The following is a 19,642-nucleotide window of genomic DNA, read 5'->3' on the forward strand; positions in this document are numbered from 1 at the left end:
CAATCAATCAAACCCGAGAAGGGCATCAATATCATCCTGACTGACGCCTTGCCCCGGTAGCTGTGGACCATTGAGAAGATCTTCATCAGGCCGATTAACACCATCAGCTCGCTTGGGTGTGGGTTGTTTATCTGTTGCCGGAAGATTGCTGCTGTTGCCGAAAGCCTGCAGCAACTTGTCGACTTTCAGCTCGACATGCTGAAGCGCATTGACGACCCGGGAAACCCTCTGGCCCATGATATCCTGAAAACTGCAGGCTTCATAAACCTGGGTAACAACTTCGCTTATTTTCTCTGACATTTCGGCATCTGGAAGCTTCTCTGTCAGTTCTTCCAGCAGTTCCATTGCCTCGAGGATATTGTGGGTGGCCTGTTCTGTGGCCCCCACAATAGCATCGAGTTCGTCAGCGGCTGTAGGAAGATAATCGCTCTTGATTTCATCAGGCCGCAGGGAAGCAAGCTCCCTTTTGGTGTCATGAATATAGCTTGCAACCGAACCAATTTCGCTCAAAAGCTTTTTGTTCGTTGCAGTTGCATCCCCCTCCACATCGGAGGTCAGGCTATCAACAAGACTGTCAATGTCAGCACTACTCAGGCCAACATCTGCTGCCTTCAGCTTTTCCAGCAACTCTTCCCTGACCGATCTGGTCATAACAGCTTCCTTTAGAAGTTACCTAAAACCGCAATCAACTTCTTCTTGAGAGTCGCAGCGTTAAAAGGCTTGACGATGTAGTTGTTCACACCGGCCTGTTTGGCAGCGATAACGTTTTCTGTCTTGCTTTCCGCGGTCACCATAATGAAAGACAGATCTTTCAGGTGTGCATCTGCACGACATTCCTTCAGCAACTGAAGGCCACTCATTGGCTCCATATTCCAGTCAGAGATAACAAGACTGTACTGCTTGCCCCGCAATTTTTGCAGAGCACTGCTGCCGTCTGTCGCCTCATCCACATTATTGAAGCCAAGCTGCTTGAGCAAATTCCGCACAATACGCAGCATGGTTTTATAATCATCCACGATGAGAATTGGCATATTCATGTCGACTTCCGACATAGGCAACTCCTTAACTAATCTCTATATGCAAACAATATTAGCGCAAATCGTGATTTTAAGCTAACAGCATAGAATTAACGCAGAGTAAACAAACCATAGCTTTTCAAGATCTTAGAGCTTTTCTTTTCTTATCTCGACCAGTTAGCACAAGAAAGCCCCGGAAGTCCTAGGACCCGGGGCCTTTTGCTGTGTCAAAATCTAACCGAATAAATCTTAACCATAAATACCTAAAGACGATTTCTTTTATTGTTTTGCCAGTGGTAACGCCCGTCTTTGAGCAAGTTCAAGAGTAACTTCTTTTGCTTTTTTGGGATTCATACTGGCAAGAATCGGAGCAGTTTTACGCTCTTTCATTCTCTCGACGACTTCAAGCAGAACAACCATATCCAGTTCTTCAAAAATTCTGGCAGCATCTTTGGGCTTCATGCTTTCATATATTTTGACAAGACTGGTCATCTGCTCATCACTCTGGGCATCGTGTTGAACAATCAGACCTTCAATTGTTTTCTGAAGTTTTCCGAGTTCGGCAATTTTTTCGTCAATCCGCTGCTCTGCCGCCAACAGCAATATTTCCCTCTGCTCAACTCCGCGTTCGCGTTCATCAAGCTGTTCCCGGCGCGCAGAAAGTGATTGTAACAAAACAACCTCTTCATCCGTCATGGAGAAAGGATCGGCCTCAAGCCCCTGCACCTTGGGAAGTTCAGCTGACTGCTCGCCGGCCTGATCCCCGGCCATTTTCTCTGGCGTATCCGGTATGGCGGGTGTTTCCGGTGTTGCTGGCGCCTCTGCTGCTGGAGTCTCGGGCGTGGCATTCTGGGCGAAGGCCTCTCCGGCCTGGTTAAAGCCTTCCCACACGCCCCCAACCTTTACAAGCAACGTCATGGAGGAGACAGCTATCAGTACAGGTAATAAACGCATCTTTTCCTCCTATCGCATCCCTTTAAGCGCCTTGAGGAGATCCTCGGCCGCTGGTGAGAGATCTTTTGGCTTTGTTGCAGTGCTGGCCTTATGAGATGTTATTGTTTCCTCCAGTTCGGCAGCCAGCTTATCAGTAACTTCTCGTCCCAAATTCTCACCGGGATCATTCTTTTTTACTCCTTTGGGCAGCAAACTTTCGGGAGACTGTTTTCTTGCCGCACCAAGATTGCCTTCAAGCCTGTCTGCCACAACTTCCGCCCGGTCAACCAGATAACTGAGATCTGACAGAATACCATCAGCTTTGCGGGACTGCTCCTGAAGACCGGTTCCGGTCTGGGATGCGTGGACTTTCAGATCAGCAAGACTCTTCTCTGCCTTGGCTGTTGTTTCCGCAAAAGAACGGATCAGAATTTCCATTTCAGCTTTGGCATCACGTAAAGCATCGAGCTTTTTGTTCAGCACCACGGCATATCCAATAGTCGCGATCAGCAAAATCGCCACGATGATATTAAACCCGAGTTCAAGGTTTGTTAAGTCAGGCATCTGTTTTATCCGCCATCATCACGAACAATCTTGTTCGCTATCTTAATCGCGATATTGCCACTCTTGCGCCCCATGTTGCCCTTGAACATGGACACATCACCACAGCGCAATTCAACCAGGGACTCTGGCGACACCGACAGATCCAGCGTACTTCCGACTTCCCAGTTCATGACATCCCCCAGGGAAAGATTCACCTGCTCCAGAACAGCCTGAATTGCAACGTCGGTCTGCCACAGTTCGGCAGTCAAGTGTCCTTCCCAAATGGAATCCCGGCCAAATTTTTCCCCCATAAACATCTGCAAGAGGAGTTCCCTGACCGGTTCCAGCGTTGCATAGGGAATCAACAGTTCGATCCGGCCACCGCGATCTTCCATATCCACACGGAGCGTAATGACGATTGCCGCATTTTCGTGTCGGGCAATCGTGGCAAAGCGGGGGTTCGTCTCAAGCCGATCAAACCGGAACGTTACCGGTGATAGAGGATCAAAGGCGCTGGAAAGGTCTGCCAGAACGACATGAGCGAGACGTTGAATCAGATTACGTTCAATTGTCGTATAAGGACGGCCTTCGATACGCATCGCTGCCGTACCGCGGCGCCCGCCCAGCAACACATCAACAATCGAATAGATCATTGCGGAATCGACAGTCATCAAACCGTAGTTATCCCACTCCTCTGCCTTGAAGACCGTCAGCATCGCCGGAAGGGGAATTGAATTGAGGTAGTCACCAAAACGGGCCGAGGTAATATTGTCCAGACTGACTTCCACGTTGTCAGAGGTAAAATTACGCAGCGACGTCGACATCATCCGGACCAGACGGTCAAAGACGATGTCCAGCATGGGAAGACGTTCGTAGGACACCAGCGCAGAGTTGAGGATCGCCTGGATACCCGACTGATCACCGCCCTCATCAACATTACTGTCGACACCCAACAGACTGTCAATTTCACTTTGATCGAGTACACGCGTACCACCGGGACCTTCGTCGGCGTTGTCAAAGACATCGTCGTCGTCGTCTCCATCCTCGTCTGCCATGGCCTCCCATTCGGCCATCATGGCTTCCTGGTCGACTTCTTCTTCTGTCTCGTCTGCCATTTCCTACCTTACAGGGTTACTGCACCAGCATTTCCTGAAACAATACATCCTTGATTTTCACAGGGGCGGCTGCAGCATTGACCCTCAACAACAATTCTTCACGCAATCTCTGGATACCAGCCGAACCGCTCAAATCTTCAATCCGCAACTCTCTCAGATAGACCTGAAAATTATCAACAATTCTTGGCATTACGGCTTCGACTGCCGGAACATCTGTCGCCACAGCAAGTTCAAGGCTGATGGTGATCTTTAGAAAGTGATTCTTGCTTCCCGAAGAGCTCAGATTCACGAGGAGTTCCGGTACGTCATAGAACACAGCCGGACCATTTGCCGGAATTGTTTCTTCGGCAACAACCTCTTCCTGTACTTCTTCTTTTCCAAGAAGGGAATCAAGCAAGCCTGTGAAATAGGCACCAGCCCCTCCACCGATAATCAGCAGTAGTGGCAGGATAAAAAACAGAACTATTTTTTTCCCAGAGGCGCCACCTTTTGGACGGGCTTCTACTTCGAGGTCTTCGCCTTCACGGACAGATTCATCAGCCATACAGTGTTATTACGCCTCCAGTTGGACATCCCATATAAGGATACAAGATGGTTAAAAAGTCGTTAACCACTCTGTCCACAAAATCAATCACTTAAGAGACAAACTGCCCAGAGGCCGCCTCTCTCTTCCTAACCATAGGTTTGTAACCTAAAGCAGATTATACGAAAAGTGTTAATATCTGCTCAATTCCCGCAGGCTTTCTTATCGGACGATCACTTAATACATGGGAAAAGATATATTTTTCCATAGCCGGTGGCAAAAGTTTCCATCCCCAGAAAATACTGAGAAAATACTGCAGCCTGAATTCGGATATTTACACCCTCAAATCATCGCATCCCTTTGCTAATCCAAAGAAACCCGTTCTGGCATATATCCTGCATAGATTACTGGCAAACCACGAAGGCAAGGAATATCCAGGATGGAAAATTCAGGTTATATCGCTCTATCAAGACAGATGGCACTGGGCCGTGAAATGTCCATTATTGCCAACAATGTCGCCAACATGAACACCAATGCCTACAAGGGTGAAGGGATGATGTTTGTCGAATATCTTGATAAGACCAAAACCGGAGAACGTCTCAGCTTTGCCCAGGATCTGCGCCTGGTACGTAACCTTGCCGAAGGACAGTTGCAGACGACAGACAACCCGCTGGATGTGGCCATTACCGGCGAGGGATACTTCACCGCAGAAGTCAACGGAGACCAGCGTTTCACACGGAACGGATCTTTCCACCTCAGCCCCGAAGGCACACTGGTTACCTCGGGTGGTTATAATGTTCTGGGTCAAGGTGATGCCCCGATTACCTTTCCTCCCGGAGCAACAGATATAACCATTACCCGGGATGGCAGCATCAGCGCCAGCAGTGGCCCCATCGGGAAACTGAAACTGGTCAGCTTTGAAGATGAACAACTGCTGGTCAAGGAAGCTGGCGGCCTGTTCAGTACGGCGGACAACCAGGAAGCAATAGAAGACGCCACCGGAGAGATTCTCCAGGGTGCGGTCGAGGGATCAAACATCCAGGGGATTATCGAGATGTCGCGCATGATTGATACCACGCGCAGCTATGAGTCCATGGCCAAATTTATTAACGGTGAACACGAACGCCAGCTCAAGGCTATCCAGAGCCTGGCGAGCATGAGAGCATAGAGGGAACAGCAAAATGAGATCGTTAAACATCGGTGCAACCGGAATGCTGGCCCAGCAACTCAATGTCGAGGTCATCTCCAACAACATCGCCAACCTCAGCACAACCGGCTTCAAGCGCCAGCGCGCTGAGTTCAGTGATCTGCTTTATCAAAATCTTCGGCGCGTAGGAACAAACTCTTCGGACACCGGTACTGTTGTCCCGACCGGCATCCAGCTGGGCCTCGGCGTCAAACCGACCGCAACCTATCGCATCACGTCCCAGGGTGAAATGCAGATAACCGACAACTCCCTTGATGTCGCCATCAACGGGGAAGGCTATTTCAATATCGAACTCCCTTCGGGAGAAACCGGCTACACCCGCGCCGGGGCTTTCCAGCTCTCTCCTACAGGCGACATTGTCACCCCCGATGGCTATACAGTTCAGCCGGGCATCAATGTGCCAACCAATGCCGTATCCATCAGCATCAATGCTTCCGGAGAAGTCTATATCAAGCTCGACGGTCAGGTGAATGCAACACTTGCCGGCCAATTTGACCTGTCAATCTTCCCCAACGAAGCCGGACTGGAAGCCATCGGAGACAACAACTACCTCGAAACGGCAGCCTCTGGCGCCGCAACCACAGGGTCGCCGAACTCGGTCGGATTTGGCTCCATGCTTCAGGGGGCTCTCGAGACCTCGAACGTGAATGCGGTTTCGGAAATCACCAGCCTGATTACCGCCCAGCGGGCCTATGAGATGAACTCGAAAATTATTTCAGCATCAGACGAGATGATGCGTTCGATTACGAACATCAGGTAATCCCAAGTAAGGGAGTATGAGACATGCGTTTACTCAAGGTATTCTTCTTCACAACCAGCCTGGCTTTTCTGGGCCAGGCCGTACAGGCAGAAACAGCACCAGATGCTTTTTCCGGAGTTGTTAACCTGAACCGCGATATCGTGGTTGAAGGGGACATCGTTTATCTGAGCGATATTTTCTCTGGCCTGAAAGAAGAACAGAACACCGCCATCGCGCACGCGCCGGAGTTAGGGAAAAACGTTGATCTCGACGCAAGATGGCTTTGGGCCCTCGCCCAGAAACATGATGTCAACTGGCAGCCGAATTCCCGCTTTGACACCACCTCTGTCAGTCGTGCCGGTCAAAAGATCGACGCCGACCAGATCAAAAACAGTGTTGAGGTTGCACTTTTGGAGCAAGGCCTCGCCGATGGCCACCAGATCGAATTTGATCTGAAGGACCGCGCCCTGGAAATCCCGGCAGAAGTTGAACCTAGCTTGCGCGTCGAGAGCATAAACTATCGCGAAGGCCAAAGCCGCTTTTCTGCCCAGATTGTCATTCCCGCAGAAGGTCGTCCTGTTATTACCAAGGTTGTCTCAGGATATCTGATCAAGGTGGTGAACGTGCCTGTACTGAACCGTCGACTCAGCAAGGGAGATATCATCCGCGATCACGATATCAACTGGATCACTCTCAAATCGACCAAGTTAAGCAAAAATGCCATCACCGATCTGGAGAGCCTGATTGGCATGACACCCAAACACTCTATCAAACCAGAAAGCGTGATCCGGACCAACGACCTCGACACACCAAAGGCCGTCAACAAAAACAGCCTGGTAACGATTCAGCTCAACAGTGGTCCGCTGGTTCTAAGAACCCAGGGACGCGCACTTGACAGCGGCGCCATGGGCGACGTCATCAGAATATTGAACACCCAATCCAATACGATTGTTAACGGTACAGTCACCGGTGAAGGACTGGCAACAGTTCAACTCATCAGTAGCACCATCGTCGGTAACTAGGAGAACACCCATGTCTCACTTATTCAAAACCACATTAGGTAAAGGTGCTGTTGCCGTCCTTATCGGCCTGTCCCTGACAGCCTGTAATGCTCTGAGCCGGATTTCCCAAATTGGGGAAGAACCTAAACTTAGCAAGATCGAAAACCCAGCCCCTCCTCAGCCCATTTCCTTGCCGATGCCGGCACCGCAGGTTGCCGAGCGACAGCCCAATTCACTGTGGCGTCCCGGTTCACGCGCCTTTCTCAAAGATCAGCGTGCGGATCAAATCGGTGATCTCCTGACCGTCGTGATCCAGATTGCCGATGAAGCAAAAGTTTCAAACACAACCGAGCGGACACGAGCCAGCGCTGAAGGAGCCGGCCTTTCCAGCTTCCTCGGGTATGAAACCGAATTGGGCCGTGTCTTTAATGACAATCTCAATCCCGCTTCTCTGGTTGATGCTGACAGCAGCAGTTCTTCAAAAGGCGTTGGTTCTGTTGATCGAAATGAAAGTATCAAACTGCGTGTTGCGGCGCTGGTTACCCAGGTTATGCCCAACGGCAACCTGATCATCTCGGGACGTCAGGAAGTTCGGGTAAACTACGAGGTCAGGGAACTGCTCGTATCGGGGATGATCCGCCCTGAAGACATTACATCGACCAACACAATCAGTTACGACCAGATTGCGGAAGCCCGTATTGCCTATGGTGGCCGCGGCCAGCTGAGCGACGTTCAGCAGCCAAGATACGGCCAGCAACTCTACGATATCATCTTCCCCTTCTAGAACGGTAGAATCTGCCACAACAAAAAAGGACCGGCTGAAAATCAGCCGGTCCTTTTTTGTTGTATATTTTGCGAAGGTATCAATCGTCCCTGTGGACCTTCTCCATCCGCTCGTGCTGTTCCTGAGCTTCAAGGGTCATCGTTGCGATAGGACGCGCCTCCAGCCTCTTGATATTGATTGGTTCGCCGGAGATCTCGCAATAACCGTATTCGTTTTCATCGATGCGCCTCAGAGCTTCATCGATTTTTCCGATCAGTTTGCGCTCCCGATCACGGGTACGCAGCTCAAGGGCGCGTTCGGTTTCGGAAGAAGCCCGGTCAGCAAGATCCGGTTCCTGCAGTGTTTCGTTTTGAAGTGATTGCAGTGTTGCAGAGGATTCAGCGAGCAGCTCCTCCCTCCACGCCAAAAGTTTCTGCTTGAAGTACTCCAGCATTGTCGAGTTCATAAACTCTTCGTCTTCTGACGGACGATAATCATGCGGAAGAGGTATCGTCATGGCAACGCCCCTAGTCTATTGGCAATTTTCGGCGTGCAGTATATGCGATTTGACTACAACGACAAGTTTGTCCTGAACAAATTATGCAATTTTGAATTATATTAAATTAAAGCAACAACTTACCGTCCAAGCTTAGCCAATTCAACAGCTGCTCTGACTTCTATTTCATTAAGAATTTCAAGGAGTCGAGGATCATCCACCTCTTCTTTGCGTTTCGCGACCAGCGATTCGATGCGTTCAAGCCGGCGAATTGGGATCGTTCCCAAAAGCAACCCAATGCGCAGTTCATCAAGCTCATCAAGGATGTTCTCGGCATGGCGTTTCGCTTTTTGCCGCCCGGTCAAGGCATCCGGAACCTCTTGTATGGAAAGCAGGCCACCGAGGCTGCTGGTCCCAGAAACACCCCGCGCGCTTACAGGGGTGTCGTCCGAGCCTGTTTCCAGGGCCTCACTAAAACTCCCGCTCGCACTACCGGTCTTTTTCTTGGAACGTGCCCCCGATGTCGAAGTGACGGAAGAACCCGTTTGTATCTTCATATCAAGTCCATAAAAGTTTAATCGCGCCAGCTTTTGCGCCTGGTCAGAAAATTGTGACCAGAGCCCCGGCAAGATTTACCAAGTCAACAGAGCCATTGTTACCCATCCGGTGACCAGAAGTAAAACAATCCCCTGAAATTTGGCAAATTCGAGCCACATTCAGCCATTTCCTATATTGGCACGAAATTCGCATAACGTACACAGAACATTCTTGATAAGTATGAAAATCATCTTGTTTTCATATGCTTTAACCAAGTGAGTAGCGAAATGAGCCGACTGCATCACCTTAGCGTCCTAGCCAGAACAACAGCCCTCGTTTGCGGCCTGTTCACCTGCCTGGTCGTGTTTGGCGGAGAAGCGGCTGCTCAATCCAGAATCAAGGATATCACAAATTTCGAAGGTATCCGAGACAACCTTCTTGTCGGATACGGCCTGGTGGTGGGGTTAAACGGTACCGGCGATGATATCGGCGATGCCGTCTTTACCCGGGAAAGTCTGATCGGTGTCCTCCAGCGCCTGGGGGTCAATGCCCGCGATGATGATCTGGACACTGACAACGTGGCCGCGGTCATGGTCACAGCCAACCTGCCCCCCTTCTCGCGTCAGGGAAGCCGGATTGACCTGACAGTCTCTGCAATCGGTACATCCAATAGCCTCCAGGGCGGCACCTTGCTCGTCACCCCCCTGATGGGTGCCGATGGTGAAGTTTACGCCGTTGGCCAGGGACCGATAGCGATCAATGGTTTTAGCGCTGCCGGTAATGCAGAAACCATTACCCGGGGCGTTCCGACTGTTGGCCGCATCTCCAACGGCGCCATTGTTGAGCGGGAGATCGATTTTGACCTCAAAGAACTGCAGAGCATCAAGATTGCGCTAAAGAACCCCGACCTCACAACGGCACAGCGCATTGCCGATGCGATCAACCAGCAGCTCGGTGGCAACAGCGCAACCAGCACAGATCCTTCAACCGTTCAGGTTAATGTTCCCGACCGTTATAGAGGCAACACGGTCGCCATGCTGACAGATATCGAACTCCTGCCTGTTCGGGTTGATTCCCCCGCAAAGGTCGTGATCGACGAAAAATCAGGCGTCATCGTGATCGGTAACGAAGTGCGCATCAGTACAGTCGCCATTGCCCAGGGCAACCTGACGGTCAAGATTACCGAGACCCCGCAGGTCAGCCAGCCCAACGCCTTTTCCAATACAGGAAATACCGAGGTCGTAGATCGCACCCAGATTGAAGTGACTGAGGATGAAGACCGTCGCCTGGCAGTTCTCCCTTCCGGTGTCACCCTGCAGGAAGTCGTCAATGGCCTCAACGCCTTGGGTGTCGGACCACGGGATATGATTGCAATCCTGCAAAGCATCAAGGCGGCTGGCGCCCTGCAAGCTGATATCGAGTTACTCTAATGACCATAGAAACCGGAAATCTTGCCCCAAATTTTATGGCCCAGAACTATATGGATGGTGCCCTCGGGAACAGCCTGTCTGAAAAGGCAGCCGCGATCTCCCGGATCAACCCGAAAAACGAAGCAGCTGCCCGGGCCGCAGCCGAAGATTTTGAGGCAGTATTTTTAACCCAGATGCTGACCCCGATGTTTGAAAGCCTTCCAACCGACGGCCCCATGGGTGGTGGCTCCGGCGAAAAGGTTTTCCGCTCTCTCCTGGTTCAGGAGTATGGCAAATCACTTTCCAAAGCAGGCGGCGTAGGAATATCAGACGCCGTATATCGCGAAATCATCAGAATGCAGGAGGTATAAATGTCTGCAGCAACCCTGATTAAAGAGTATCCCGAAACAACCGTTCACAGTGTGATTGAAACGGTCAAGGGCCTTATTGCTGTCATGAGTCGCGAGATAGAACTCCTCCGCGCCATGCAGATCCAGGAAATGAGCCAGCTGCAAAAGGAAAAACTGGAGCTGGTCAACATTTACGAACAAAGCACTGCACAGCTGAGAAGCAATCCTTCTTTCATGCAGCATCTTGACCCCCTGCTCAAAGAGGAGCTTCGGGATGTCATCACCCAGATGAACCACATGGTCAAAGAAAACGAGATTGCCCTGCTCGCTGCCAAAGCCAGTAACGAACGCCTGATGCAGGCGATTGTAACAGCCGTTCAACAGCAAAAACAGCAAGACAGCTCAAGCTACTCAAACTCAGGCGTGTTGGCGGCCCAGGTTGCCAAGTCATCCTCACCAATGCATCTCAACCAGTGCCTGTAACTGCTGATCGCCTTTGAAACTGAACAGCTGAATTCGAGGACATCATGTCGCTATCTCTAGCCCTGAACAATGCTCTAAGCGGTCTGCGGGTCAATCAAAGTGCTTTGGCGCTTACATCGACCAACCTGGCCAACCTGAACAATCCGAACTACTCCCGCAAGGTACTGGTTCAGGAAACCCAGGTTATTGCAGGAATTGGATCCGGGGTTACCGCAGATGCAATTCAGCGAAGTGTAAATGTTCTTTTGCAACGAGACTTTCGTGAAGAAACCACTCGACTAAGTGCGATTCAAACTGAGAATAACTATTTGAATAGAATTCAGCAGATGTTTGGTTCCGTCGCTAATAAAAATGCTCTTGGTGATCTGGTTAACAGTTTCTCTTCTTCACTCGAAAACATTGGAAACAGTCCTGAGATCTCGTCCAATCACTTCACTGGAGTGAATAATGCTGTGAATTTAGCTGATCGTATTAGGGATATGGCTGATACAATCCAGAAAGAACGCATTCGCGCAGACGCTGAAATTTCTCAAGCTCTGAAGGAAATTAAATCCCAGTTAAGTATCATTGCCGAAATCAACGGCACTATACCTGGTCAAAAAGCCCAAGGCCTCCCAACAGGAGACCTTGAAGACAAACGAGATCAGGCAATCAACACCCTGGCCCAATATGTTGACATTCAATATTTCCAAACAGATCGTGGGCAGATCAATGTCCTTACCGGCAGTGGGAAAACACTTGTCAGTGGAGCTTTTACAGCTGAGCTTTCCTTTAGAGAGACACCCTTTATCACAGCAAATGAAACATATCCGACTGCGTTGGATGGAGTACATTTTAATGCAGGCGGATCGCCATCTGCTGCAAACGATATAACAGCAGGACTTACTGGAGGCAAACTAGCAAGTTTGTTTGAAGCCAGGGACAAGACGCTCCCCGCAGTCACAAACCAACTTGACCTGATGAGCGCTCAACTCCGCGATGCTGTGAACCTTGCCCATAACAGAGGTGCAAACACCCCTTTAGGCAAAGGTACTAATGCGGCCTCTCCAGCAACTCTCCTCAGTTCACGAAGCTTCACAAATACAGCGCAGGCCATGACACTTAGTGATGACGTTAATCTCGTCCTTCTAGATGTAAATGGTGTTATGGTTGGCGGCATGGGAACTATTGCAGCAGGAGCGACCACACCAGCTGCTGTTCAGGCACAGATAAATACATTTCTTGGTGCAAACGGGACAGCTCAGTTTGATTCCAACGGAAGGTTAGAGATTAAACTTAACAGTAATGTCCGGCTTGCAATAAAAGACGCAGGAACAGTTGCCAACCAAGGTGACAGTATTGTGCAATACGACGCAGATCTCGATAGCACTACCGAAAATTATAGTGGGTTTTCCAATTTCTTTGGTTTGAATGATTTCTTTGTAACCCCCCAATTGACTGCAGCGACACCAGCTGTTGCAGGGCAAGGCTCACAAAATGGGATTTCATCCGGATTTCTCGTTCGGAGTGACATCGTTGCAGATCCCTCAAGTATTTCCCGTGGTCGTTTAACCGGAACACCACCGAACTTACAACTCGGTAGCGGAAACAATGAAATAGCTCTAGAGCTGGCTGCTGCTTTCGAAAAAAACTACACTTTTGACAGTATCGCCAATGGCCCAAACAGAAACTCAAGCACTTTAGCCGGATATGCGGGAGTTATGTTGTCTTATAGTGCAACAACTACTCAGGTATCACAAAACGCATTGCAATTTCAATCGACCCTCACAGGTGACCTGCAAGTCAAAATGCAAAATGAATCCGGGGTAAATATGGACGAAGAGTTGGCCAATATGGTGATTTTTCAAAATGCATACAACGCCGCAGCAAAAGTAATCCAGATTACCGGCGAAATGCTCGATACCGTCATTGAATTGGCATAGGGAGAATAATCATGATTCGCGTATCCAGCTATGCTCAAAATCAGGTCCTGCAAGCAAACATGGCATCTACTCAAGCCAAGGTTTCTGAAAGAACTGTACAGATATCAAGTGGTAAAGTTACCCAAGAGTATACCAATATTGCCTTACAATCTCTGGAGCTGGTCAATCTGCAACGAGACAATACCAGAACAACCCAGTTTGAAAGAAATACACAGTCAACTCAGACGCGCTTAGAGATAATGGAAACAAATTTGAGTACAGCTACAGAACGTATTACAAAGTTGTTGGCAGACCTCATAAACGGACTTAACGGCTCAAACATACAAGAGATTCCTTTTGAGCAATTTGCACAGGGTTACCGTTCCGAGTTAACAGCTGTTTTCAACGCCCAACATGAGGGTCGATATCTGTTTTCAGGTAGCCTTACTGACACAGCTCCGGTTAATCTCAACGACCCTGCCTACACCCCCCAGGCAGGTCTACCTGGGACATTCACTCCGGATTTTGACTATTATCAGGGAGACAACGTCAAGCTCAGTAACCGTATTGACCAAGATACGACATTGGCATACGGGATTACCGCGGATGATCCAACTGTGGAGAAAATTTTACGGGGCCTTTCATATGTTGAGTATGCAGGCTTAAATGACGATACAACCGTTTTACAGGAAGCCTATAACGTGCTTCAGACGGCCCTTGATGGTGTTACCGCAATGCGAAGCCAGATCGGTGCACAACTCTCTGTACTTGATAGTACAAAGAAGAATCACGCCGATTACAAAACCTATGTTCAGAATACAATTTCCGGTATAGAAGATGTAGATATTGCAGAATCAACCAGTAAACTGGCCTTTGATCAGGTCCAGCTTCAGGCCTCATACATCAGTATTTCACGTATCAATGAAATTACACTTTTGAACTATGTCTGATAAGTCTTTGTGATTTCACGCTTACCATTCGTTAATCATGGTTGCCTATTGTAACGGGAAGGCCCATTATGCTGAATATCAGTCCGAATTACAAAGCTCAGGATTTCGCCGGAACCATAATGCCGATGACCGAGGAAAAACCAAAAAACATTATAACCCTGAAGACCCGCTTCGGTGTTATGGAGATTGACCGGGAACGGACAATCAAGATGCCCCAAGGTATGGTAGGCTTTTCAGAATTCCGGGAATTTGGCCTCTCGATTCCTAACCATCCTGTACTAGAAGGCTTCATGCTTCTCCAGTGCATTGATGAGCCAGATTTGACCTTTATTTTAAAACCGTATGAATTATCCAGCGGCATTATTTCTGACGAGGATTTGGCTAATGCTATAAAACAACTCGCAATACCGCCCGAGAGCCTTGCCATTATGCTGGTTACAACTCTGAGACACCAACAGAGTGGTCTGACCAAAACGGTGAATATCCGCGCACCACTGTTTCTTGACACTGTGAAACAATTGGGATGGCAACACATTCTTAACTCGGAAGATTACAACGTTCGACATGCAATTAATTAAGTATCTTTAAACATGACTATCACGACACTTGAGCGCTTAAAGCAAGTTTTCACCAAAACACTTGAGATCTCCGGTTCTAATACACTCCACATATTGGAATATAACAAAACCCCCAAATGGGATTCAATTGGCCACATGCAGCTAGTTGCGGCTATTGAAACCGAGTTCGATATATTGATGGAAACAGAACAGATCATTGACATGAGTTGTTTTGAAAAAGCCTGTCTGATACTCGGAGAACACGGGATTGACTGCACTTCTTGAAAATAAAATAGCTCTTGTTACTGGCTCAAGCAGAGGCATTGGGCGTGAGATTGCCTGCCTCTTCGCCAAGGAAAATGCCACTGTCATCTTGCACAGCCTTAACGAGAAAAACTGTCAGACTACTGCTGAAGAAATTGTTGCTCACGGTGGTAAAAGTCCCTTTATTATGGCAGCCGATATATCAAATCCAGATGAAATTTCCCGGATGTTCAAAGAAATTTTTTCCGTTCATAAACGGCTTGATATTCTGGTCAATAATGCCGGCATCTTAGAAGATCGTCTTCTAGGAATGATCACCCAAGACAATCTCAACAAGATATTCGCGGTTAATACCTTTGGCACCCTGCACTGTTTACAACTTGCAGCACGCTTAATGCGAAGAAGTTCCAACGCCTCCGTAATCAATCTTTCATCAATCATTGGCGTTGAGGGTGCAGCAGGACAAGCCGCATATGCAGCATCTAAAGCCGCAGTTATCGGGTTGACAAAATCTGCTGCAAAAGAACTCGGACCTCAAGGAATTCGAGTTAATGCCATCGCCCCCGGGCTTATCAAGACCGACATGATTGCTCATTTAAGTCTTGAACAAATTGCTGATCATATTGCGAACACAGCCCTCCAACGTTTGGGTTCTGCACAAGAGATTGCTCAGACCGTCCTGTTTCTCGCTAGCGATCAATCTTCTTTTATAACTGGGCAAACACTACAGGTAGACGGAGGCTTGAGAGTTTGAAAACTCTCCTGTCAGCCCTAGATCATTTCTCAGATAAAACGGCTCTTGTCGACGGGCACAGCGGCCAAGAAGTTTCTTTTTCTACAATCAGATCAATGCACGACCTACTTCTTTCTGTCCTGCCGAGAGAAACCGGGAATTTGATCTTTATCCTATCCGATAACAGCCTGTCCCTTACAACCCTTTTACTCGCCTCTCTCGCAAGCGAAAATGTTGTATGCCCCCTAGACCCTGCACTTCCTCGGGCAATTCTTGAAAAATATATTAAAGTTTTTTCACCAAATCTTGTCATTACCTCAGCCGAACCCAGAACCTTACCAAAAGAGCTCACCCCCCTAAATTTACGGGCAAAGGGAGGGGGGGAACAGAAATTACTCACAAACTTGATTTTAGAGGCTCGCTTTTATTTGGCGAACCTCGAACCCAAGGGCAAACCTCTCCCTTCTGGCTTAAGGCTTCTCCTCCCCACATCTGGGACCACAGGCTCAGCAAAATTTGTCCGTCTTTCTGCATTTAATCTGGAAGACAATAGCAAGTCCATCAGCGGAGCGATGCAGATAACGGCAAACGACAAAGCCTTTGCCCACTTACCAGCCTTCTATTCCTATGGACTTTCTGTTTTGCTTAGTCACAGCTGTAGTGGCGCACGCAGTATTCTCTCCAAGGCTGGAATTATGGATAAAGAATTCTGGCAGCAAATCCAACGTCATAATTGTTCTTTTTTCCCTGGTGTCCCTTTCCACTATGATATCCTCCTAAAGCTCGGCCTTGATCGGTTAAAACTTCCCACTCTCAATAGTTTTAGCGTCGCTGGAGGGAAACTTTCCGCCGACAAGCAGCTCGCATTTACACAACAGCTTCCCCCCCATATAGATTTTTATATTATGTATGGCCAAACGGAAGCAGCACCCCGGATAACAACCTTTAACCTTTGTCATTTCCCGGAAAAACTTGGCTCTGTGGGCCCAGTAATAAGTACAGGCCAGTTAACGATATCCTCCCCCGAGGGGCTAATAGACACGCCGTACTCGCGGCAAGAAGGAGAGATTATCTATTCAGGGCCAAATGTGATGTGGGGTTATGCCGAAACACGTGAGGACTTATATAAGGCACCTCAACTCGATAATATCCTCGAGACAGGAGACCTCGGTTACCTGGATGATGATAAATTTCTCTATATCACAGGTCGGACTAAACGTATTTCTAAGCTTTATGGCCTCAGGTTCAATCTGGATGATATTGAACAAAGTCTGTCCAGAATTTCTACCTGCGCAATCATTGAGAAAGATGGCAAAATAAGAATATATCATGAGACCGCTGTGAATTCGAGCGCACTAAAAGATGCCCTGGAGAAACAATACTCTTTCCCCGGCAATATTTTGACCTTTAATCAGCTAGAAAAACTACCTCGCCTACCATCCGGCAAGCTGGATTATAAACGGTTATGACAACTGATATGACTTTTGAACATCTGCTGGTAAAATCTGCAGAGTCTCTTACTCCTCAGCACAAGACATATATGATGCTGGCCGGTCTGCTTGAACTTACCTCCCACCATCAAAGAAAATGCCCTCACTACACCAAGATATTACAGGGTCTTGAGTTCTCTTCCAAAAATTGTATAAGCATAGAGGATGTACCGTTTCTGCCTGTAAATCTTTTTAAAAAATTCCAGCTACACAGCCTCAGTTATCCGGATCAAATAATTAAAACCTTGGTATCCAGCAGTACTAGCGGAAATGCCCCAAGTATGATTTCGATTGATCATGAAACCGGAACCCGCCAAGTCCGTGCCCTGAACAAAACCTTACAGAGGATTTTAGGTAATCGACGGTTACCAATGCTAATCCTTGATATGTCTTCCGTAATCAGATCCGTACCTCTTACCGCCAGAGGTGCCGGAGTATTGGGTATGATGCGTTTTGGACACGCACATTGCTTTGCCTTTGACGAACGGATGCAGCTGCAGGAAAAAGAAATCGAGAGCTTTCTGACAAAGAACAGCAACAACCCTTTCCTCCTCTTTGGTTTTACCTTTATAGCCTGGGAATACTTCCTCCAGCAATGCCCCACCTCTTGGGATCTTGGTCAGGGCGTATTAATTCATAGCGGAGGCTGGAAAAAAATGCAGTCACAGGCCGTGAGTCCAGATACATTCAAGAAAACTTTTCAACAGAAGATTGGGCTAAAGAAAATCTATAATTTTTATGGCTTGGTCGAACAGATAGGCAGTATTTTCTTAGAGCAAGAAAATGGTCTTCTCGCCCCCCCTCCCTTTAGCGATGTAATCATCAGGGATCCCTTTACACTCGCTCCTTTACCTTACGGTAAAGAAGGCTTGATACAACTTCTCAGCTTGGTTCCCAAAAGCTACCCTGGTCACTCCATCTTGACCAGTGACATGGGCGTACTCCACCCCAGCGAGATAATTAATGGCTCCCCTCACTGCCTCGAAGTTACCAGACGCGCTCCCATGGCCGAAATTCGCGGGTGCAGTGACACAGCCCCCAATCGCAGCGAGCTCGCAAATGAAAGTTAAAAAATGCGCCCCAACTGAGGAAACCATTGAATTAGCAGAAATTTTCACTTCTAAAACAATCGGCGCGAAAGCTGTCCCTGCTTTTTCAGAGTCGATCATCAATTTTTGTGCACACCTCTCAGACGCAATCGGCACAGAACCAAACTTGTCTCATGATCCTGAGCTTGCTGCATTGGCTTTCTGGCTACGTAAGAAAAACATCTCGAGCTTAGCCCAGAAAGACAATGAACCTAAAAAAAGAAAAACACACAAAAGCCCCAAGGGCGTTGTCTTCCTGATCCCTCCAACAAATGTTGGTTCTTTGTTTTGTTACCAACTGGTTTTATCCCTTCTCACAGGCAACCGCACTCTGATTCGGGTATCCCCCAATGCTCCTGTCACAACAATAACGCTTTGCCGATTGCTCAGGGATCTATGCAAAAATCCTGCTTACAAAGAAATTGCGCAAAGCTTTGATATTTTTTCATATAGGCATGAAACAGAAATTACTGCCGCGTTATCACAGTCTTGTGATCTGCGGGTAATTTGGGGTGGTGACGAAACGATCAACGAAATTCGTAAAATCCCCTTGGCGGCAAAGGCTGCCGAAATCAGCTTTTCAGATAGGTTTTCCTGGGCCGCAGTCAAAGCCACATCGTATCTAGAGGCATCAGATTCAGAAAAACAGCAACTTGCCCAACGCCTCGCCAGCGACCTTATGTTATTTGATCAGAAAGCCTGTTCCTCTCCCAAAGCATTTTGCTGGATCGGAGGGAAAAAGGATATCAACTCAGCCACAGCGGTGTTTTGGGGAAATCTTACCAAAGAAATCGGGAAAAGGCCTGCTGAACTATGCATCGGCAACGCGGTCGAGAAACTAGATAATATTTATACTATATTGGCTTTAGTAAATAATTGTCGTCTGGAAACTCACTCTCCATTTCTCTCGACTTTGAAACTCAACCAACCAAAGGTTGATACATTTGATCTCACGCGCGATCTCCATCAAGGGAATGGTCTTTTATTAGAGATTCGGGCAAAATCGCTCGGAGGAATACAGTCTCTTATTTCTAAGAAAGACCAAACTCTCTCCCACTATGGCTTTGACGGTAAAGAACTTACTGACTTTTTAGATTCATGCACAGGGAATTGCTTTGATCGTATTGTCCCCATCGGCCAATCCCACATTTTTTCAGAGATCTGGGATGGATACAACATGATCGATGCTTATCAGAGAACGATAACTTTGAGTGAATAAATCATACACAAGTATTTTTAGACCAAACGGATCACAACCAGTCCATATGTTTAACGGTAATCCCCCCGAAAAATAGATGTGTTCAAAAGTAGAATTTTCTCGGCAATATACCTGAGGAGATTTTAGATGAAGAATTCACGATTTAGCGAAGCCCAGATCATGTCAATTTTAAAGCAGGCAGAAGGTGGTGCGCCGGTTTCTGAGCTTTGCCGTGAACACGGGATGAGCAGTGCGTCTTTTTACAAATGGCGGGCAAAATACGGCGGCATGGATGCCTCTCTGATTTCTGAGATGAAGGACCTGGCAGAACAAAACCGCCGCTTGA

General features: G+C 48.1%; 24 protein-coding genes. 16 read left to right on the forward strand and 8 right to left on the reverse strand.

Features of this window, described 5'->3' with window-relative positions:
• Positions 1-3 precede the first annotated feature (3 nt).
• The 6 genes from B152_RS0119930 to B152_RS0119955 all read right to left on the reverse strand — a co-directional run bounded on the left by B152_RS0119930 (position 4) and on the right by B152_RS0119955 (position 4,151).
• Positions 4-651, reverse strand: coding sequence for a protein phosphatase CheZ (locus B152_RS0119930; protein WP_020594218.1), 648 nt, complete (start codon positions 649-651; stop codon positions 4-6).
• 11 nt (positions 652-662) lie between these two features.
• On the reverse strand, positions 663-1,052 hold the full coding sequence (locus B152_RS0119935) for a response regulator (protein ID WP_020594219.1): 390 nt from the start codon (positions 1,050-1,052) through the stop codon (positions 663-665).
• Between the two features lie 243 nt (positions 1,053-1,295).
• Positions 1,296-1,970: a MotE family protein gene (locus tag B152_RS24520; RefSeq protein ID WP_033406985.1), complete on the reverse strand. Its 675-nt coding sequence runs from the start codon at positions 1,968-1,970 to the stop codon at positions 1,296-1,298.
• 9 nt (positions 1,971-1,979) lie between these two features.
• Positions 1,980-2,513 carry a DUF6468 domain-containing protein gene (locus B152_RS0119945; RefSeq protein WP_020594221.1) on the reverse strand — a complete coding sequence of 178 codons (534 nt, stop codon included), beginning with the start codon at positions 2,511-2,513 and terminating at the stop codon, positions 1,980-1,982.
• Between the two features lie 5 nt (positions 2,514-2,518).
• Entirely contained in the window at positions 2,519-3,607 is a 1,089-nt protein-coding gene (gene fliM, locus B152_RS0119950; protein ID WP_020594222.1) for a flagellar motor switch protein FliM, read from the reverse strand.
• A 16-nt stretch (positions 3,608-3,623) separates the two neighbouring features.
• Positions 3,624-4,151: a flagellar basal body-associated FliL family protein gene (locus B152_RS0119955; RefSeq protein ID WP_020594223.1), complete on the reverse strand. Its 528-nt coding sequence runs from the start codon at positions 4,149-4,151 to the stop codon at positions 3,624-3,626.
• 418 nt (positions 4,152-4,569) lie between these two features.
• Here B152_RS0119955 and flgF point away from each other — a divergent pair, with 418 nt between their 5' ends.
• From flgF to flgH, 4 genes are read left to right on the forward strand one after another with little or no spacing between them, the layout of a single operon-like run.
• The gene (gene flgF / locus B152_RS0119960; protein WP_020594224.1) at positions 4,570-5,298 is read left to right on the forward strand and encodes a flagellar basal-body rod protein FlgF; all 729 of its coding nucleotides are present in this window, start codon (positions 4,570-4,572) and stop codon (positions 5,296-5,298) included.
• Between the two features lie 13 nt (positions 5,299-5,311).
• Positions 5,312-6,097, forward strand: a complete 786-nt coding sequence (gene flgG / locus B152_RS0119965) for a flagellar basal-body rod protein FlgG (protein WP_020594225.1) — start codon at positions 5,312-5,314, stop codon at positions 6,095-6,097.
• 23 nt (positions 6,098-6,120) lie between these two features.
• Positions 6,121-7,098, forward strand: coding sequence for a flagellar basal body P-ring formation chaperone FlgA (gene flgA, locus B152_RS25645; RefSeq protein WP_020594226.1), 978 nt, complete (start codon positions 6,121-6,123; stop codon positions 7,096-7,098).
• Positions 7,099-7,108: 10 nt separating this feature from the next.
• On the forward strand, positions 7,109-7,861 hold the full coding sequence (flgH, locus tag B152_RS0119975) for a flagellar basal body L-ring protein FlgH (protein WP_020594227.1): 753 nt from the start codon (positions 7,109-7,111) through the stop codon (positions 7,859-7,861).
• Between the two features lie 79 nt (positions 7,862-7,940).
• Here flgH and dksA read toward each other — a convergent pair whose 3' ends face one another.
• A complete protein-coding gene (dksA, locus tag B152_RS0119980; protein WP_026261735.1) occupies positions 7,941-8,357 on the reverse strand; it encodes an RNA polymerase-binding protein DksA in 417 nt (138 codons plus the stop codon).
• Positions 8,358-8,476: 119 nt separating this feature from the next.
• Positions 8,477-8,893, reverse strand: a complete 417-nt coding sequence (locus B152_RS0119985; protein WP_026261736.1) for a flagellar assembly protein FliX — start codon at positions 8,891-8,893, stop codon at positions 8,477-8,479.
• Positions 8,894-9,160: 267 nt separating this feature from the next.
• Between B152_RS0119985 and B152_RS0119990 the strand changes: the two genes are divergently transcribed.
• From B152_RS0119990 to B152_RS0120045, 12 genes are all read left to right on the forward strand, one after another.
• A complete protein-coding gene (locus B152_RS0119990; RefSeq protein ID WP_020594230.1) occupies positions 9,161-10,303 on the forward strand; it encodes a flagellar basal body P-ring protein FlgI in 1,143 nt (380 codons plus the stop codon).
• The gene (locus B152_RS0119995) at positions 10,303-10,653 is read left to right on the forward strand and encodes a rod-binding protein (protein WP_020594231.1); all 351 of its coding nucleotides are present in this window, start codon (positions 10,303-10,305) and stop codon (positions 10,651-10,653) included. The genes B152_RS0119990 and B152_RS0119995 overlap by 1 nt, the downstream gene beginning before the upstream one ends.
• Positions 10,654-11,115, forward strand: a complete 462-nt coding sequence (locus B152_RS0120000; protein ID WP_020594232.1) for a hypothetical protein — start codon at positions 10,654-10,656, stop codon at positions 11,113-11,115. It begins immediately after the preceding gene.
• 44 nt (positions 11,116-11,159) lie between these two features.
• Positions 11,160-13,037, forward strand: a complete 1,878-nt coding sequence (gene flgK, locus B152_RS0120005) for a flagellar hook-associated protein FlgK (protein ID WP_020594233.1) — start codon at positions 11,160-11,162, stop codon at positions 13,035-13,037.
• Between the two features lie 11 nt (positions 13,038-13,048).
• Entirely contained in the window at positions 13,049-13,966 is a 918-nt protein-coding gene (locus tag B152_RS0120010; RefSeq protein WP_020594234.1) for a flagellin, read from the forward strand.
• Positions 13,967-14,034: 68 nt separating this feature from the next.
• Complete coding sequence (gene fliW / locus B152_RS0120015; RefSeq protein WP_020594235.1) at positions 14,035-14,544, forward strand: flagellar assembly protein FliW; 510 nt, start codon at positions 14,035-14,037, stop codon at positions 14,542-14,544.
• 12 nt (positions 14,545-14,556) lie between these two features.
• Complete coding sequence (locus tag B152_RS0120020; RefSeq protein ID WP_020594236.1) at positions 14,557-14,808, forward strand: acyl carrier protein; 252 nt, start codon at positions 14,557-14,559, stop codon at positions 14,806-14,808.
• On the forward strand, positions 14,792-15,541 hold the full coding sequence (locus B152_RS0120025; RefSeq protein WP_020594237.1) for an SDR family NAD(P)-dependent oxidoreductase: 750 nt from the start codon (positions 14,792-14,794) through the stop codon (positions 15,539-15,541). Before B152_RS0120020 ends, B152_RS0120025 begins: the two co-directional genes overlap by 17 nt.
• Positions 15,538-16,989, forward strand: coding sequence for an AMP-binding protein (locus B152_RS25650; RefSeq protein WP_020594238.1), 1,452 nt, complete (start codon positions 15,538-15,540; stop codon positions 16,987-16,989). Before B152_RS0120025 ends, B152_RS25650 begins: the two co-directional genes overlap by 4 nt.
• Positions 16,986-18,080: a LuxE/PaaK family acyltransferase gene (locus B152_RS0120035; protein WP_020594239.1), complete on the forward strand. Its 1,095-nt coding sequence runs from the start codon at positions 16,986-16,988 to the stop codon at positions 18,078-18,080. The genes B152_RS25650 and B152_RS0120035 overlap by 4 nt, the downstream gene beginning before the upstream one ends.
• Positions 18,070-19,317, forward strand: a complete 1,248-nt coding sequence (locus B152_RS0120040; RefSeq protein WP_020594240.1) for an acyl-CoA reductase — start codon at positions 18,070-18,072, stop codon at positions 19,315-19,317. The genes B152_RS0120035 and B152_RS0120040 overlap by 11 nt, the downstream gene beginning before the upstream one ends.
• A gap of 126 nt (positions 19,318-19,443) precedes the next feature.
• Positions 19,444-19,642 (forward strand): transposase (locus B152_RS0120045; protein WP_020592381.1); only part of this gene is annotated, 199 nt, incomplete at its 3' end.

It is taken from the genome of Kiloniella laminariae DSM 19542 (genome assembly GCF_000374005.1).
GTDB classification, from domain to species: Bacteria; Pseudomonadota; Alphaproteobacteria; order Kiloniellales; family Kiloniellaceae; genus Kiloniella; species Kiloniella laminariae.